Annotated in this window: 14 protein-coding genes; 3 read left to right on the top strand and 11 right to left on the bottom strand. The window is 66.3% G+C overall.

The annotated features are described in order from the left end of the window. Positions 1 to 225 precede the first annotated feature (225 nt). Positions 226 to 1368, top strand: coding sequence for a glycerate kinase (locus CXQ81_RS19100; RefSeq protein WP_101338201.1), 1143 nt, complete (start codon positions 226 to 228; stop codon positions 1366 to 1368). 171 nt (positions 1369 to 1539) lie between these two features. Here the strand turns inward: CXQ81_RS19100 and hpaI are convergent, their stop codons facing one another. From hpaI to CXQ81_RS19060, 8 genes are all read right to left on the bottom strand, one after another. Next, positions 1540 to 2340, bottom strand: a complete 801-nt coding sequence (gene hpaI / locus CXQ81_RS19095; protein WP_101338200.1) for a 4-hydroxy-2-oxoheptanedioate aldolase — start codon at positions 2338 to 2340, stop codon at positions 1540 to 1542. An 11-nt stretch (positions 2341 to 2351) separates the two neighbouring features. After that, positions 2352 to 3155 carry a 2-oxo-hept-4-ene-1,7-dioate hydratase gene (gene hpaH / locus CXQ81_RS19090; protein WP_101338199.1) on the bottom strand — a complete coding sequence of 268 codons (804 nt, stop codon included), beginning with the start codon at positions 3153 to 3155 and terminating at the stop codon, positions 2352 to 2354. Positions 3156 to 3157: 2 nt separating this feature from the next. Then, positions 3158 to 4465 (bottom strand): MFS transporter, encoded by a 1308-nt coding sequence (locus CXQ81_RS19085; RefSeq protein ID WP_101338198.1) that lies wholly within the window; start codon positions 4463 to 4465, stop codon positions 3158 to 3160. Positions 4466 to 4610: 145 nt separating this feature from the next. Continuing rightward, positions 4611 to 5000: a 5-carboxymethyl-2-hydroxymuconate Delta-isomerase gene (locus tag CXQ81_RS19080; RefSeq protein WP_087090587.1), complete on the bottom strand. Its 390-nt coding sequence runs from the start codon at positions 4998 to 5000 to the stop codon at positions 4611 to 4613. A gap of 97 nt (positions 5001 to 5097) precedes the next feature. After that, positions 5098 to 5955 (bottom strand): 3,4-dihydroxyphenylacetate 2,3-dioxygenase, encoded by an 858-nt coding sequence (gene hpaD, locus CXQ81_RS19075; protein WP_101338197.1) that lies wholly within the window; start codon positions 5953 to 5955, stop codon positions 5098 to 5100. A gap of 140 nt (positions 5956 to 6095) precedes the next feature. Then, positions 6096 to 7556 carry a 5-carboxymethyl-2-hydroxymuconate semialdehyde dehydrogenase gene (hpaE, locus tag CXQ81_RS19070; protein WP_101338196.1) on the bottom strand — a complete coding sequence of 487 codons (1461 nt, stop codon included), beginning with the start codon at positions 7554 to 7556 and terminating at the stop codon, positions 6096 to 6098. Next, on the bottom strand, positions 7557 to 8357 hold the full coding sequence (locus CXQ81_RS19065) for a fumarylacetoacetate hydrolase family protein (protein ID WP_101338195.1): 801 nt from the start codon (positions 8355 to 8357) through the stop codon (positions 7557 to 7559). Positions 8358 to 8366: 9 nt separating this feature from the next. Further along, on the bottom strand, positions 8367 to 9041 hold the full coding sequence (locus CXQ81_RS19060; RefSeq protein ID WP_101338194.1) for a fumarylacetoacetate hydrolase family protein: 675 nt from the start codon (positions 9039 to 9041) through the stop codon (positions 8367 to 8369). A 236-nt stretch (positions 9042 to 9277) separates the two neighbouring features. Between CXQ81_RS19060 and hpaA the strand changes: the two genes are divergently transcribed. Further along, positions 9278 to 10189, top strand: coding sequence for a 4-hydroxyphenylacetate catabolism regulatory protein HpaA (gene hpaA / locus CXQ81_RS19055; protein WP_101338193.1), 912 nt, complete (start codon positions 9278 to 9280; stop codon positions 10187 to 10189). Between the two features lie 71 nt (positions 10190 to 10260). Beyond that, positions 10261 to 11355, top strand: a complete 1095-nt coding sequence (locus CXQ81_RS19050; RefSeq protein ID WP_101338192.1) for a DUF1176 domain-containing protein — start codon at positions 10261 to 10263, stop codon at positions 11353 to 11355. 6 nt (positions 11356 to 11361) lie between these two features. Here the strand turns inward: CXQ81_RS19050 and CXQ81_RS19045 are convergent, their stop codons facing one another. The 3 genes from CXQ81_RS19045 to CXQ81_RS19035 form a co-directional block, all read right to left on the bottom strand. After that, on the bottom strand, positions 11362 to 12336 hold the full coding sequence (locus tag CXQ81_RS19045) for a helix-turn-helix domain-containing GNAT family N-acetyltransferase (RefSeq protein ID WP_101338191.1): 975 nt from the start codon (positions 12334 to 12336) through the stop codon (positions 11362 to 11364). 310 nt (positions 12337 to 12646) lie between these two features. Next, positions 12647 to 14326 carry a GMC family oxidoreductase gene (locus tag CXQ81_RS19040; RefSeq protein WP_101338190.1) on the bottom strand — a complete coding sequence of 560 codons (1680 nt, stop codon included), beginning with the start codon at positions 14324 to 14326 and terminating at the stop codon, positions 12647 to 12649. Positions 14327 to 14358: 32 nt separating this feature from the next. After that, the gene (locus CXQ81_RS19035) at positions 14359 to 15660 is read right to left on the bottom strand and encodes a carbohydrate porin (protein WP_101338189.1); all 1302 of its coding nucleotides are present in this window, start codon (positions 15658 to 15660) and stop codon (positions 14359 to 14361) included. Positions 15661 to 15799 lie beyond the last annotated feature (139 nt).

The raw sequence follows: 15799 nt of genomic DNA, 5'->3' as shown, positions 1-15799 counted from the left end.
CCCGTAAACCCGGCGACGCGGTATGTCTGTCTATCGGTGTGGCGCGGTTCTGCGACCGCTGCGCGGTCGTGCGCAGCCTCGCCAGGGCTCGACAGCGGCTACAGACGCGGGCGATGCAGCTATTGTGAAAATGAACAATAAAGCCGCCCCACACTTGTGCAGCGGACCGGGGTCAAGGTCGCGGCCAACTGGCAGCATGGGCGCCATAAGAACCGGAGATAGCCCATGAAAATCATCATCGCCCCCGACTCCTTCAAGGACAGCCTGAGTGCCTCTGGCGTGGCCAGCGCCATCGCCGACGGCCTGGCGCGGGTGTGGCCGGACGCGCAGCTGATCCAGTGCCCGATGGCGGACGGCGGCGAAGGCACCGTGGAGTCGATCCTCGATGCCTGTGAGGGCCAGTTGCGTACCACCCGGGTCCAGGGACCGCTGGGCGCACCGGTGGAGGCGCGTTGGGGCTGGTTGCCGCAGAGCCACACCGCGATCATCGAAATGGCCGAGGCCAGTGGCCTGCAACTGGTGCCGCCGGGCCAGCGCGATGCCTGCACCAGCAGCACCCTCGGCACCGGCGAGCTGATCCGCGCGGCCCTGGATGCCGGCGCGCGGCGGGTGATCCTGGCCATCGGCGGCAGCGCCACCAACGACGCTGGCAGCGGTGCCTTGCAGGCGCTGGGCGTGCGCCTGCTGGATCGCGATGGCCAGGCCTTGCCCCTGGGCGGCCTGGCCCTGGCGCGGGTGGCGCGGGTCGACCTGAGCCACCTCGATCCACGGCTGGCCGAGGTGCGTTTCGAGATCGCCGCCGACGTCGACAATCCTCTCTGTGGTCCTCACGGCGCCTCGGCGATTTTTGGCCCGCAGAAGGGTGCGTCGCCACAGCAGGTCGAACAGCTGGACCGGGCCCTCGGCCAGTTCGCCGACCAGGCCGCGCGGGTGCTGGGCAAGGACGTGCGCGACGAGCCGGGCAGCGGCGCCGCCGGCGGCCTGGGGTTCGCCGCCAAGGCGTTCCTCGGCGCGCGGTTTCGTCCGGGGGTGGAAGTGGTGGCCGAGCTGGTGGGGCTGGCCGAGGCCGTGCAGGGCGCGGACCTGGTGATTACCGGCGAAGGTCGTTTCGATGCCCAGACCCTGCGCGGCAAGACCCCCTTTGGCGTGGCGCGCATCGCCAAGCAGCACCAGGTGCCGGTGATCGTGATCGCCGGGACCCTGGGCGAAGGCTACGAGCAGATGTATGAACACGGGGTGGACGCGGCCTTTGCTCTGGCCAGCGGCCCCATGCCTCTGGAGCAGGCCTGTGCCGAGGCCCCTCGCCTGTTGCGCGACAGGGCGGCGGACATCGCCCGGGTCTGGCGCCTGGCGGCGCGCCAGGGTTGAGGCCATTGCGGGCGCAGACCTGTAGCCGCTGCCGAGCCCGCGAGGCTGCGAACGACTGCGCAGCAGGCGCAAAACCTGTGATTGCTTTGGGTCTGGATAACCGCGTTGGCCCCGTTGCGGCCGCTGCGCGACCGATCGCAGCCTCGCGGGGCTCGGCAGCGGCTACAGGGGTTAGTAGACCCCGCCACCCGAGGTAGGCGTCGCCACCTCCTTGTACTGCCCCAGCAAGCCCTGCAAGCCCTTCATCAGCACCGTGGTATCCACTCCCACGGCGACGAAGTTCGCCCCCAGCTCGATATAGCGCTGCGCCAATGTCCGGTCGGCGCTGAGGATCCCGGCCGCCTTGCCGGCTTTGCGGATGCGCGCGATGGCGTCCTCGATCGCCGCGACCACCTCGGGATGCCCCGGGTTGCCGCGATGGCCCATGGACGCCGAGAGGTCGGCCGGGCCGATAAACAGGCCATCGACCCCATCCAGGGCGGCGATGGCATCCAGGTTGGCCATGCCTTCGAGGTTCTCGATCTGCAGCAGCAGGCACATCTGCTCGTCGGCCTGGTCCAGGTAACCGGGAATGCTGTTCCAGCGCGAGGCCCGGGCCAGGGCACTGCCGACACCACGAATGCCCGCGGGCGGATAACGCATGGCGCGCACCAGTTGCCGGGCCTGCTCGGCGCTTTCGACCATGGGGATCAGCAGGGTCTGGGCGCCGATGTCCAGCAGTTGCTTGATCAGTGCGGTGTCGCCCACCGGCGGGCGAATGATGCCTTGCACCGGGTAGGGCGCGATGGCCTGCAACTGGCCGAGCAGGCTGTTGAGGTCATTGGGCGCGTGTTCGCCGTCCAGCAGCAGCCAGTCGAAACCGGCGTTGGCCGCCAGCTCCGCGCAATAGGCATTGGCCAGGCCCAGCCACAGGCCGATCTGCGGCGCGTCCTGGCGCAGGCGTTGCTTGAAATGATTGATCGGCAGTTGCATGAGCGTTCTCCTCAGACAAAACGGCAGGCGATGCTGCCGAGCTGATCGTAGTCGACGTGGAAGGTATCGCCGGGTCGGGCCGCCACCGGGCGGGTGAAGGAACCGCCGAGGATGATCTGCCCGGCCTCCAGGCCGACGTCGTAGGCCGCCAGTTTGTTGGCCAGCCAGGCCACGCCCTTGGCCGGATGGTTGAGTACCGCGGCGGACACCCCGGACTCCTCGATCACGCCGTTGCGATAGAGCACCGCCGGCACCTTGCGCAGGTCGATATCGTTGGGGCGCACCGCGCGGCCGCCCATGACCACACCAGCGTTGGCGGCGTTGTCGGAAATGGTGTCGAACACCTTGCGCGTGGCCTGGGTTTGCGGATCGACCTGCTGGATGCGCGCGTCGATGATCTCCAGGGCCGGGATCACCCATTCGGTGGCGTCGAGCACATCGAACAGCGTGCAGTTCGGGCCCTTGAGCGGCTTGCCGAGGATGAACGCCAGTTCCACCTCGACCCGCGGCACGATAAAGCGCTGGAACGCAATGTCGCTGCCTTCCTCGAACAGCATGTCGTCCAGCAGGGCGCCGAAGTCCGGTTCTGTGATGTTCGACGACACCTGCATGGCCCGCGAGGTCAGGCCGATCTTGTGCCCGACCAGCTTGCGCCCGGCGCGGATCTTGTGTTCCACCCAACTGCGCTGGATGGCGTAGGCGTCCTCGATGGTGATGCCGGGAAACTCCAGCGACAGCTGGGCGATCTGTTCCCGGTTGCGTTCGGCGGCGTCGAGGCGGGCGGCGGCCTGCTGGATGTCCGAAGTGCTGAGCATGGTTACTTCTCCTGGGGATTGACGATAAGGGCTGGCACCCGCAATACCAGCCAGGCACCGAAGGCGATCAGCAGGGCCAGGGCATACAGGGCGAGGCTGGCGCTCTGGGTGGCGTCGCGGACCACGCCGATCAGGTAGGGCGCGAGGAAGGCGGCGATGCTGCCGAAGGAACTGATCAGGGCGATTCCCGCGGCCTGGGTGTTGCTGGCGAGAAAGGCCGGCGGCAGTTGCCAGAACATCGGCAGCGCGGCGCTGGCGCCCATGCCGGCCACCAGCAGCCCGGCCATCACCAGCCAGGCGTTGTCCGGGGCGACGCCTGCGACGATCAGGCCGAGGCTGGACATCAGCAGCGGCACGCCGAGGTGCCAGCGCCGTTCGCGCAGGCGGTCGGAGGAACGGCCGACACCGATCATGAACAGGCAGCCGGCCAGGTACGGCAGGGCGCTGAGCATGCCGACGCGGCTGTCGCGGGCGATGCCGGCGTGGTGGATCAGGGTCGGCATCCAGAAGGCGATGGTGTTGACCGCCAGCATCACTGCGAAATAGATGCACACCAGCAGCCAGATATGTTTGTCCTGGAGGATGCCGGCGAAGCGGGTGATCGGCTTGTGCTGTTCTTCCTCACTCAGGGCCGCGTGCAGTTGCTGCTTTTGTGGGGTGCTCAGCCAGGCGACGCTGTCGATGCTTTCCGGCAGCGCCTTGAGCACCACCAGGCCGAGCAGGACCACCGGCAGGCCTTCGATCAGGAACATCCATTGCCAGCCGCGCATCCCGCCCAGGTCATGGAAACTTTCGAGAATCCAGCCCGACAGCGGCCCGCCGATCACCCCGGCCATGGGCACGGCAATGGCGAACAACGCGGTCACCTGGCCGCGGCGGCTGGCCGGGAACCAGCGGTTGAGCAGCACCAGGATGCCGGGGAAAAACCCGGCCTCGGCCACCCCCAGCAGAAAGCGCAACAGGTAGAAGCCGGCGGCGCTGTCCACCAGCAGCATGGCGCTGGACAGCAGGCCCCAGACCACCATCAGGGTGGCGATCCAGCGGCGCGGCCCGACCCGGTCCAATGCCAGGTTGCTGGGCACGCCGAACAGCGCATAGGCGATGAAGAACAGACCGGCGCCGAAGCCGTAGACGCTGTCGCTGAAGCCCAGGTCCTGGGTCATCTGCAACTTGGCGAAGCCGATGTTGATGCGGTCCAGGTGGGCGAAGATGTAGCAGGTGAACAGCAGGGGCATCAGCCGCCAGGTGATCCGGCGATAGGTGTCGTTGGTCTCCACCGCGCTGGGCAGGGCAAGGGTCGAGCTGGACATGGGCGGGTCTCTTTTATTGTTCTTGTCGATAGGGCACGGACTCTGTAGCCGCTGCCGCAGGCTGCGATCGGCCGGGACGGCCGCAGCGACTTCAAGCTCGCTGAAGGCCTTCGGCCTTATCGCAGCCTGCGGCAGCGGCTACAGGTCACGCTTGCCGCTTGAGAAACTCATGCACGTTGTTGTGCTTGAAGTTCAGCTCGGCATCCAGCTCGCTCATTTCGAACGACAGCGCCAGCAGGCGCTGGGCCTGGAGCTCGGCGAAGTGCGCCTTGATGATCTCGAACAGGTCCTCGGCGACCTTGCGTCTTGTCGCCAGGTCGCGCCCGGCGCCGACCTGCAGGCGCATATGGACGAAGGCGTAGTCGTGCTTGCCGTCGGCCATGCGCCAGGTGTCCAGGCGCACGCCGCGGCTGCGGATGCCACCCAGCGGAAACACGCCGCTGGCCCCGAGGCAGTCATGGACCTTCTCGAACAGCCCTGGCAGGTCGGCGGCTTGCTCGATGTTGTCGGTGTATTCAGCGATGAAATGCGGCATAGGGGCCTCCTTTGGAGGCAGCGGCAAGCTACAAGCTACAAGCTGCAAGCGGCAAGATAACCCTCTTGCGGCTTGTGGCTTGCAGCTTGCCGCTGCTTCAAATCTCAAAAATGGCGTTGATCTGGCCGGTGCCGGAGCTGCCGAAAGGCGCGGTGACGATTTCCGCCGGCCGGTTGTATTCGGGGCCGCCGAGCAGGCCCAGGAGCATGGCGGTGTCGTGCATCCGGCCTTCGCCGAAGCAGTGCTCGGCATAGTCCGGGAGCATCGAGCAGAACTCGCGGAAGCGCCCCTGTTGCCACAGCTCGACCACTCGCAGGTCCATCTGTTTGTCGAACTCGCGGGTCCAGTTGTGGATGTTGGCTTCGGCCTCACGGTCGTCGGAGAAACGGTGCGACAGCGAGCCGGAGGCCAGCACCAGGACCTTGCGGTCGCTCTTCTCGATGGCCCGGCGCACCGCGGCGCCGAAGGTGAAGCTGTCTTCGAGCTTGTGCCAGGCACACCAGGCGGCGATGGAAATCACCTGGAAATGCTGCTCCGGCGGTACGTCCATGTGCATGTAGCGCATCGGCACCAGGGTGCCGTATTCCAGCTCCAGGCTGGGGATGTTGTGGGCGAGGGTGCGCACATCGGCAGCATTGGCTTGGGCGGCAATCAGCTCGCCCAGCTCCGGGCAGCCCTGGTAGTCGTAGTCCATGTTCTTGATGAAGTGCGGCAGTTCGTTGCTGGTGTAGGTGCCCTTGAAGTGCTCGCCGCAGTTGATGTGGTAACCGCTGTTGACCAGCCAGTGCACGTCGAACACCACGGCGGTGTCGGCCCCCAGCTCACGGGCGCGACGGGCGATTTCCTTGTGCCCGGCGATCGCCGCTTCGCGACAGCCGTGGTGCTTGCCCGGCAGTTCGGACAGGTACATCGATGGAACGTGGCAGACCTTGGCGGCCATGACGACTTCGCCCATGGTGCTTCTCCTGAAACATCTTATTGTTCGGCCCGTAGCCGCTGCCGAAGGCTGCGATAAGTCCCGCAGGGACTTCAAAGAGCGGCGTCTCGTTCCGAGACGAGCGCAGCCTTCGGCAGCGGCTACAGGATTGCAAAACCTTACACGCCCCAGCGCGGGATGTGGTGGCTGCCCATGGAGATACAGATGTTCTTGATCTCGGCAAACACCTCGAAGCTGTACTCGCCGCCTTCGCGGCCGGTGCCGGAGCCCTTGACCCCACCGAACGGCTGGCGCAGGTCGCGCACGTTCTGGCTGTTGATGAACACCATGCCGGCCTCGATGCCACGGGCCAGGCGATGGGCCTTGCCGATGTCCTGGGTCCAGATATAGGAGGCCAGGCCATACTCGGTGTCGTTGGCCAGGCGCAGCGCCTCGGCCTCGTCCTTGAACGGGATCAGGCAGACCACCGGGCCGAAGATCTCTTCCTGGGCGATACGCATCTGGTTATCGACGTCGGCGAACACCGTCGGCTGGATGAACTGGCCACGGCTGAGGTGCGCCGGCAGGTTGGCCGGGCGCTCCAGGCCACCGGCGAGCAGGGTGGCGCCTTCTTCGATGCCGATGCGGATATAGCCGGTGACCTTGTCGTAGTGGGCCTGGGTGATCATCGAGCCGACCTGGGTCTTCGGGTCCTGCGGGTCACCGACAATCAGGCGCTTGGCGCGGGCGGCGAACTCGGTGACGAACTGCGGGTACACGCTTTCCTGGACGAAGATCCGGCTGCCGGCGGTGCAGCGTTCGCCGTTGAGCGAGAAGATGGTGAACAGCGCCGCATCCAGGGCGCGCTCCAGGTCGGCGTCTTCGAAGATCAGTACCGGCGACTTGCCGCCCAGTTCCATGGAGTACTTTTTCAGCCCCGCGGTCTGCATGATCTTCTTGCCGGTGGCGGTGCCGCCGGTGAAGGAAATGGCGCGCACGTCCGGGTGGCGCACCAGGGCATCGCCGGCGGTGGCGCCGTAGCCCTGGACGATGTTCAGCACACCATTGGGAATGCCGGCTTCGAGGGCCAGGCGCCCCAGTTCGTTGGCGGTCAGCGGCGACAGCTCGGACATCTTCAGCACCGCCGTGTTGCCCAGCGCCAGGCACGGCGCGGTCTTCCAGGTGGCGGTCATGAACGGCACGTTCCACGGCGACACCAGCGCGCAGACGCCGACCGGCTGGTACAAGGTGTAGTTGAGCATCTGGTCGTCCACCGGATAGCTGTGGCCATCCATGCGGGTGCAGACCTCGGCGAAGAAGTCGAAGTTGTGCGAGGCGCGCGGGATCAGCACGTTTTTGGTCTGGTGGATCGGCAGGCCGGTGTCGAGGGTTTCCAGCTCCGCCAGGTGCGGCACGTTCCGATCGATCAGCTCGCCCAGCTTGCGCATCAGCCGCGCGCGTTCCTTGGCCGGGGTGTTGGCCCATTTCGGAAAGGCTTCCTTGGCCGCCGCGACCGCCTGGGCGATTTCCTCGGCACCGCCGCTGGCCACTTCACCGATGGCTTCGCCGGTGGCCGGGTTGTAGTTGACGAAGGTGTCTTGGCTTTCGACCTCGCGGCCGTTGATCCAGTGTTTGATCATTTATGCGTGCTCCTTGGCCGCCCGTTGCGTGTCGTGTTGCGTCTTGATCCTGAAGAACTCCGCCTCGCTGACGATGCGGTTGACCAGCCGGCCGACGCCTTCGACTTCCACCACCACTTCGTCGCCGGGCACCACATCGGACAGGCCTTCGGGGGTGCCGGTGGCGATCATGTCGCCGGGTTGCAGGGTCATGAAGCTGGACAGGTATTCGATCAGGTAGGGGATGTCGAAGATCATGTCGCAGGTGCTGCCTTCCTGGCGCAACTCACCGTTGACCCAGGTGCGCAGCTTCAGCCGGTTCGGCTCGGGCACGTCGGCGACGTCGACTATCCACGGCCCGACCGGGGTGGTGGCGTCGCGGTTCTTCACCCGCAGGTTGGGCCGGTAGTAGTTTTCCAGGTAGTCGCGGATCGCGTAGTCGTTGCACACCGTGTAGCCGGCCAGGTAATCCAGGGCGTCCTCGCGCTTGACGTTGCGCGCGGTCTTGCCGATCACCGCCACCAGTTCGCACTCGTAGTGCATGTAGGCGACGTTGTCCGGGCGCCAGGTGATCTGGTTGTGGCCGGTGTAGGTGCCGGGGGACTTGATGAACACCAGCGGTTCGGTCGGCGGCTTGAAGGCCAGTTCGGCGGCGTGGTCGGCGTAGTTCAGGCCCAGGGCGAACATGCTGCCGGTGGCCGGGGGCAGCCACTCGACCTGATCCTCGGCGAGCACACGGCCATCGGCCAGTTTCACGCTGTTGGGCGCATTGACCACGACGTCGTGGACCTGGCCTTGATAACGGATGCGGGCGTGTTTCATGGCGGCTCCTTATTCGGCGGCTATTTCTTCAGCGACAACGTGATTGGCGAGACGGCCCAGGCCGCTGATCTCCACTTCGATGCGGTCGCCGGGCTTGACGTCGACCCGGCCTTCGGGGGTGCCGGTGATCAGCACGTCGCCCTCGTGCAGGGTCATGAACTCGCTGATGTCGGCGATCAGCTGGGGAATACCGCGCACCAGGTTGGCGGTGCTGTTGCGTTGCAGCAGTTCACCGTTGACCCACAGTTTCAGTTCCAGGTCATGGGGATCGCGCACCTGGGCCGCGGGCACCAGTTCCGGGCCGAAGGCGCAGAAACCGTCGCGGCACTTGGCCTTGACGGCGGGGCGGTAGTAGCTGTCTTCCGGCAGGCTGAATTCGTTGACGATGGTGTAGCCGGCCACATGCTGCAGGGCGTTTTCCACGCTGACCCGGCTGGTGCTCTTGCCGATCACCACGCCCAGCGCCGGGCCCGGTTGCAGGCGCTCGACACCTTGCGGATAGATCACGGCGCCGCCATGGACATTGCGGGTGTTGGGGGTCTTGATGAACAGCACCGGCTTGACCGGTGGCTTCTGGTAGGGCGGCTGGGTGAAGGATTCCAGGTGGCTGCGCAACAGGCCCTGGTAGTTCAGCGCGACGCCGAACAGGGTGCCGGTGGCGACTTCATGCAGTGCACGGCTCATTGTGGTTTTCTCCTGAGCATCGCGGAAGACGAGGTGATTTCGTTAATGTGTTAACGTTATATTTAATATGTTAACGATCGTCAAGCACCGGCCAGGAGCAGACCTCGAACTGTCCGCCGCGTGCTGGTGAACAGGCCGCGAATCACGCAGGATGTGGGCGCTTGCCGTGGGTAAAAAATAAAAGCGTCGCGGGCGAAAATAAAAAGCGCCGCGAGCAAAAAAAGAGACATACCACCATGAGCGATCGCCAGCCGATCCCCAACATCAACATCGGCCAGGTCTACGACCAGCGTTACGCCGACTCGCAGGTGCATTACGACAAGCTGAGCAATCTGGCCGGGTTCTTCGGCCGCAACATGCCGGTGCACCGTCACGACCGGTTTTTCCAGGTGCACTACGTGAAAAGCGGCGCGGTGCGGGTCTACCTCGACGACCAGCAATACCTGGAATCGGGGCCGATGTTTTTCCTCACGCCGCCGACCATTGCCCATTCCTTCGTCACCGAGGCCGACAGCGAAGGCCACGTGCTCACCGTGCGCCAGCAGTTGGTGTGGGAGCTGATCGAAGCCGACAGCCGCCTCGCCAGCGGCCCCCAGGTGGCGCCGGCCTGCGTGGCCCTGGCGCGCCTGGACCCGGGGTTCGCCGGCGAGGCTCGGCGCCTGGCGCTGCTGTTCGATGAGTTGCAGGAGGAAGTCGCCGGGCAGGGCGCCGGGCATGCGCCGGCGCTGGAGGCCCTGACCCGGTTGATCCTGATCAGCCTGCTCAGGCTTTCGGCCAATTCCCTCAAGGCCCGCCCGGCGCGGCATGAAGACCTGCAGATCTTCCATCGCTTCAACGAACTGATCGAAGCCCGCTACCTGGAGCATTGGCCGCTGTCGCGCTATGCCGGGCAGATCGGCGTCACCGAGGCGCGCCTCAACGATGTCTGCCGGCGTATCGCCGACCTGCCGTCGAAACGCCTGGTGTACGAGCGCCTGATGCAGGAGTCCAAGCGCCTGCTGCTGTTCACCGCCAGTTCGGTGAACGAAATCTGCTACCAGCTGGGGTTCAAGGACCCGGCGTATTTCAGCCGGTTCTTCCAGCGCTACGCGAAGATGACGCCCGGGGAATACCGGGCGCGCCAGGGCGCGGCGAAACCCTCGCCCTGAGGGCAAAAAAGCTGGGAGCGCCAGCGCGCTGCGTGGGACAATCGGCGCTTTTGCCCGACAAGGAAAGTCCCATGTTGCAGCGCACCCTGATGGTTCTTTTGCTGACCGCCAGCGCCGCCCAGGCGATGGCGCAGGACGCCGCGGAAAAGGTGCCGTTGCTGCGCCAGACCAAGGAATGGATCACCGGCTGCGACAACCTGCGCAGTTGCCACGCCCTGAGCGCGCCCAACGGCGAGCACGGTGTGCAGTACAGCAGCCTGACCCTGCACATCCAGCGTCGCGCCGGCCCCGACGGCCCGCTGGAGATACGCCTGGACCAGCGCGGCGAACCCGCCGAGCTGACGGCCTTGCGCCTCGACGGCCAGCCGTTGGAGCCACAGCTGCTGGACGCCCTGGTGCTGTTGCCGGAGAAGAAAGGCGCGCAGATCCAGGTTACCCGCTATGAAATCGCCGACCCGGCCCGGGCCCGTCAGTGGCTGGAACGCCTGCGCAATGCCGAGGAACTGAAGCTGGAGGGGAACGACGAAGCCCGGGTGCCGTTGTCCGGATTATCGGCGGCGCTGCTGTTGATGGACTCGGTACAGGGCCGGGTCGATGGCGTGACGGCGTTGTGGCGGCCAGGTCAGCGTCCGGCCAGCGAGGTGCCGGCGCGGCCGCTGCCGGCTCAGCTGCGGGCTTATCCGGGGGCACCGGAACTGACGGCGGCGCAACGCACGCGGATCTCGGCGGCCGCGGTGAAATTCGCCGCGCCAGGCACGCCCAACGACGATGAAGACTTTGTGGCCGAGCCCCAGGTCGAGGTCTATCCGCTGACCGCGCAGCGGGCGTTGACGGTGGTGCTGAGCGACTGCGCGGCCTACAACTGCGACTACCTGATCAGCAGCTGGTCGCGCGGCAACCCGCCGCAGCTCGAGGAGTTGCGCCGACAGGCCTTGCCCATGAACAACGCGGACGGCTCGGGCGGCGCCCACTACGACCCCAAGACCGGGGTGCTGACCACCTTCTATCTGGCGCGCGGCATCGGCGACTGTGGTGAAACCGGACACTGGCTGTTCGACGGCGAAAGCTTCCAGCTCAGCGATTACCGGCAGATGCCGACCTGCAATGGCTTGTCCTCCGAAGACTGGCCGCGGCTGTGGAACATCGCGCCGCCGGCCAACCGCTGAGGCGTTTCAGGCCAGGCCGGGATGGCGGCGCGCGAACTTCTGTTCCAGCACGGTCTTGCCCCATTGCGCCGCCGGCTGTTCCTCCACCAGCTGGAAGCCGAAGGCTTCGTACAGGTGCCGGGCGGCGTCCAGGCCGCTGAAGGTCCACAGATAGCAGGAGGTTGCCCGCACCCGGTCGCAATGCTCCAGCGCCGCCTTGAGCAGCAGGCGGCCGGTGCCGGTGCCGCGGGCCGCCTCGTCGAGGATAAACCAGCGCAGATGGGCGACTCTGTCGGCCTGAGGGCGATCCGCGGTGTCGCCGAGGTCGATGGCGATCGAGCCGACGATCTGCTCGTCCAGCACCGCCAGCCAGACGCCGTTATCGGGGTTGTCCAGGCGCTCGCTGAACTCCGCCAGGCCCGCCGCGACGCGCTGTTCAAAGAACTGCCCGAAACCCACCAGGCGTGAGTAGTAATGCGCATGCAGTTCGGTGATGCGGCCGATCATGCCCGGCCGATAGCCACGGAGCACGCTCGGGATGGCCGCGGCGATCTGCGCATGGCCCAGGCGGCAGGCCTGCAGCGCCTGGCCATAACGGCGCAGTCCGGCGACCACCTGGCTTTGCTCGCGGGGTGCCAGCAGGCGCAGCGCCTGTTGCACCTGGGCGCTGCCAAAGGCATGGAGCGCGGCGACCTGTTTGCGCCCGCTGGCGGTCAGGCCCAGGTGCTTTTCCCGGGCATCGGTGGGGCTGGGGCTTTCTTGGATATCGCCGCGCTCGATGAGCTTGCCCAGCAGGCGGCTGACCGAGGACTTCTCCAGGTTCAGGGTCTTGCCCAGCTGGGCGGCGGTGAGCGGGGCGTGCAGGTCGAGTTCGATCAGCGCATGCACCGCAGAGGGCGGCAGATCGGAACCGGCCAGGGTGGCGCCCATAAAGCCCAGCTCGCGCACCAGTTTGCGCGATTCATTGCGGATCTGATCCACCAGCGGCGAAGGGGAGGACATGGCGTGGCTCCTTGGTAGTTGTGCAATACAACTATATGTTTGAACGGCATCAAAATCCAGATAGCCGCCGACCCGTGGGCTAGCACCTGCCGGTGCGATGCCGAATCGCTGTCGACAAGGACGCTCCGTAGCCGCTGCCGAGCCTGCGAGGCTGCGATCGGCCAACGGCCGTAAACCGGACGCCCCGTTCTTCCTGGTAAACCGCGGGCCCAGGTTTGCGAGGACTTCGTCGGAATGCCGCCCACCTCGATCGCAGCCGCGGCAGCGGCTGCGGATTCGGCGCGCGAACACGAAACCCGTAGGGGGCTTTTCAGCCAATCGCCAGGGTGGATGCCGGCTCTTCCAGGCGAACAGGGCTTTCCATCGTCGGTGGTGCTTTACCCAGCAGCAGGTCCGCGGCCTTTTCGCCGATCATGATCGCCGCCGCGTTGGTGTTGCCGGTGGTCAGGCTCGGCATGATCGACGCGTCGGCCACCCGCAGGCCCTGCACGCCGTGGACCCGCAACTGGTCGTCGACCACCGCCTGGGCGTCATGGCCCATCTTGCAGGTGCCGACCGGGTGGAACACGGTGCCCAGGTTGTCGCGAATCCACTGCTCGATCTGCGCCTGGCTTTCCACCTGCGGGCCGGGCACCAGCTCGCCCTTGAGGTGCCGGGAGAAGGCCTGGCTCGCCGCCAGCTGGCGCACCAGGCGCACGCCCGCCACCAGCTTGCGCAGGTCTTCCGGGTGGCTGAGGAAGTGACTGTCGATGATCGGCTTGTCATGGGGATCGGCGGAGTTGAGCCGGACCTGGCCACGGCTGTGCGGGTGCATCACCGCGATGTGCAGGCTGACCCCATGGCCCAGCGGCACCAGGCGCTGGGGCTGGTTTTTCAGCGCCGGGGCGACGATCAGGCCCAGCTCCGGGGCGGCGTCCTCGGGATGCAGGCGCAGGAAACCGCCGGACTCCACGGTATTGGAGGTCAGCGGGCCGCTGCGCCGGCTCAGGTACTGCCAGGGCGAACGGGCCAGGGGCAGCAGGCCTTTGGCCGACACGCCGTAGGTCAGCTCGCTGTCGCAGCGGTACATCAGCACCACGTCCTGATGGTCCTGCAGGTTGTGGCCGACTCCCGGCAGTTCATGGCGCTGGGCGATGCCATGGCGCGCCAGTTCCTCGGCCGGGCCGATGCCGGAGAGCAACAACAGTTGCGGCGAGTTGATCGCCCCGGCGCTGAGGATCACTTCGCGCCGGGCCTGCAGCCGGAACACCGCGCCATCCTGGCTGACCTCGACGCCGCAGGCGCGATTGCCCTCCAGCAACACGCGGTGGGTCAGGGTCGAGCTCAGTACGCTGAGGTTGGGCCGCGACAGCGCCGGGTACAGGAAGGCCCGCGCGGCGCTGCAACGCTCGCCGTTGATCTGGGTGACGTGGAAGGGGCCGTAGCCTTCCTGCTCATCGCCGTTGAAGTCCGGGTTGTAGCGCCAGCCCAGTTCCTCGGCGGCCTGATAGAACACCTCATTGACCGGGCTCGGGCTGCGTTGCGCGGCGACGTTGAGTTCGCCGCCCTGGCCATGCCAGGGCGAGGCGCCGGGCTCGAAATGCTCCGAGCGCAGGAAGTACGGCAGCAGTTCGTCGTAGCTCCAGCCCTGGTTACCGGCCGCGGCCCAGCGATCGTAGTCGCTGCGGTGGCCGCGGATATAGATCATGCCGTTGATCGCGCTGGAGCCGCCCCATAGCCGGCCGCGGGGGCAGGGGATCGGGCGCTCGCCGCTGGCGGCCTGGGCGCTGAACTGGTGCATCCAGTTCCACTTCGGGTTGGCGATCAGGCGGATGATGCCCGCCGGGGTGCGCACATAGGCGCCGGGCAACAGGCTGCGGTCGCTGGGGCCGGCTTCGATCAGGCAGACGCTGAGCTGCGGGTCGGCGGACAGCCGGTTGGCCAGCACGCAACCGGCCGAGCCGGCCCCGACCACGATGTAGTCGAACGAACGCGGGGCGGAGTCAGTCATGGGAGATACCTCGTTGGCAGTGAAAAGCAGGTTTACAGCCCCAGCGCCGCGCCGACGTCGTACATGACTTGCAGGCCGACGACAAAACCGTTGCCGCTGAGCTCGCGGGCCTCGGGGTTGTAGAAGTTGTCCGGGTTGATCAGGTACTGCACGCTGGGTTCGAGCGCCAGGTGCCGGGTCAGGGCGAAGTGGCCGTTGGCCTCGATGGCGTACACGTTGCGTTCGCCCAGGCTGGGGTCGCCGTCGTTGGCGATCCGCGCCTGTTGCTGGAAGCGCAGTTGGTGGTCGTTGAGACGCAGATAGCTGGCCTTGAGGTTGAGCTTGTCCTGGACGCGGTCGAAGGGCGCCAGGTAAGTCAGGCCGATCTCGGCGAAATGGCTGAAGGGCTGCTTGTCGTCGGCCGCCAGGGACAGCGAACCGAACGCCAGCAGCGCCTGGGGCGCGGTGCCCTGGCCGCCGTCGGCCCGCCAGAAGCCTTGCTGGAACTTGAAGAAGGCGCCACCGGTGCCGTGCTCGCTGGCGCCGGTCAGCGGGTCGTGCTGCTTGGCGGTGTTGTAGTAGCCATTGAGTTCATAGTGGGCGCTGTAGGCGCCGTCGTGCTTGCTGCCGATGCCCAGCAGCAGGCTGGTGCCGCTGGCGTCGTCGGTGCTGAAGTCCAGGCCCTTGCGTTTTTTCAGGTAGTCCACCGGGTTCGATTCGAAGGCACCGGCATGCACATAGAACCCCGGCGTCGCCTGGTACTTCAGGTAGCCGCCCCAGCTGCCGTAGGGCGGTGGCAGGATGCCGGTGGACGAATCGATGATCGGGTCGTTGCAGGTGACCACGGTTTCGCAGTTGTAGATATAGAAGTAGCGCCGCGCGTTGGTGCGCCCCAGGCTCATGTCGACTTGGCCGTCGAGCCAGGTCTGCTGGTAGGTCAGCAGGCTCAGCTGGTTGCTGGTGATGTCGTTGTGGATTGGCGCGCCGGCGAAGTAGCTGCCGGCGGCGCCTTGCCAGTTGCGCGAGGTCGGCTGGCCGGTGGCGGTGTCGAGGATGAAGAAGGTTTCCTCGAAATGAACGGCCGCGCCTGTAAGGCCGGCGAGGGTATCGAGGTCGAAGTCGGCGCCGACGAACAGGTCGCCGCTGTTGCCGAAGCTGTGTTCCCGCGGACCGGTGTCGAGATTCTTCATCGACAGGCTCCAGAACTGCGCATGGGGTCGGATGCCGTAGCCGGCCAGTTGCTCGCCGAGCCCGGTCAGGGGGCCTTCGCGGCCGGGTGCCGGTGTCTCGGCCTGGCACAAATGGGTGAACAGGACCGCCGCCAGCAGCGGGCACAGCAGGGGAGTGCTTTTCATGGTCGATACTCGTTTCTTGTTGTTTTTGTGAGTAGCCGCTGCCGAAGGCTGCGATCGGACGCGCAGCGTTCGCCAACGGGTTACCAGGAGGCTGCCGATTGCGCTGGCGAGGACTGCGTCCTCGATCGCAGCCTGCGGC

Origin of the sequence: Pseudomonas sp. 09C 129, assembly GCF_002843625.1 — a bacterium.
Classification (GTDB): domain Bacteria; phylum Pseudomonadota; class Gammaproteobacteria; order Pseudomonadales; family Pseudomonadaceae; genus Aquipseudomonas; species Aquipseudomonas chlororaphis.
Note: the sequence above shows the minus strand (reverse complement) of the source record. Positions and strands in the feature narration are given on the sequence as shown.

Excerpts from the sequence above, each read along its gene's own strand:
- CXQ81_RS19100 (WP_101338201.1), top strand. The coding sequence starts at position 226 with ATGAAAATCATCATCGCCCCCGACTCCTTCAAGGACAGCCTGAGTGCC.
- hpaI (WP_101338200.1), bottom strand. The coding sequence starts at position 2,340 with ATGCAACTGCCGATCAATCATTTCAAGCAACGCCTGCGCCAGGACGCG.
- hpaH (WP_101338199.1), bottom strand. The coding sequence starts at position 3,155 with ATGCTCAGCACTTCGGACATCCAGCAGGCCGCCGCCCGCCTCGACGCC.
- CXQ81_RS19085 (WP_101338198.1), bottom strand. The coding sequence starts at position 4,465 with ATGTCCAGCTCGACCCTTGCCCTGCCCAGCGCGGTGGAGACCAACGAC.
- CXQ81_RS19080 (WP_087090587.1), bottom strand. The coding sequence starts at position 5,000 with ATGCCGCATTTCATCGCTGAATACACCGACAACATCGAGCAAGCCGCC.
- hpaD (WP_101338197.1), bottom strand. The coding sequence starts at position 5,955 with ATGGGCGAAGTCGTCATGGCCGCCAAGGTCTGCCACGTTCCATCGATG.
- hpaE (WP_101338196.1), bottom strand. The coding sequence starts at position 7,556 with ATGATCAAACACTGGATCAACGGCCGCGAGGTCGAAAGCCAAGACACC.
- CXQ81_RS19065 (WP_101338195.1), bottom strand. The coding sequence starts at position 8,357 with ATGAAACACGCCCGCATCCGTTATCAAGGCCAGGTCCACGACGTCGTG.
- CXQ81_RS19060 (WP_101338194.1), bottom strand. The coding sequence starts at position 9,041 with ATGAGCCGTGCACTGCATGAAGTCGCCACCGGCACCCTGTTCGGCGTC.
- hpaA (WP_101338193.1), top strand. The coding sequence starts at position 9,278 with ATGAGCGATCGCCAGCCGATCCCCAACATCAACATCGGCCAGGTCTAC.
- CXQ81_RS19050 (WP_101338192.1), top strand. The coding sequence starts at position 10,261 with ATGTTGCAGCGCACCCTGATGGTTCTTTTGCTGACCGCCAGCGCCGCC.
- CXQ81_RS19045 (WP_101338191.1), bottom strand. The coding sequence starts at position 12,336 with ATGTCCTCCCCTTCGCCGCTGGTGGATCAGATCCGCAATGAATCGCGC.
- CXQ81_RS19040 (WP_101338190.1), bottom strand. The coding sequence starts at position 14,326 with ATGACTGACTCCGCCCCGCGTTCGTTCGACTACATCGTGGTCGGGGCC.
- CXQ81_RS19035 (WP_101338189.1), bottom strand. The coding sequence starts at position 15,660 with ATGAAAAGCACTCCCCTGCTGTGCCCGCTGCTGGCGGCGGTCCTGTTC.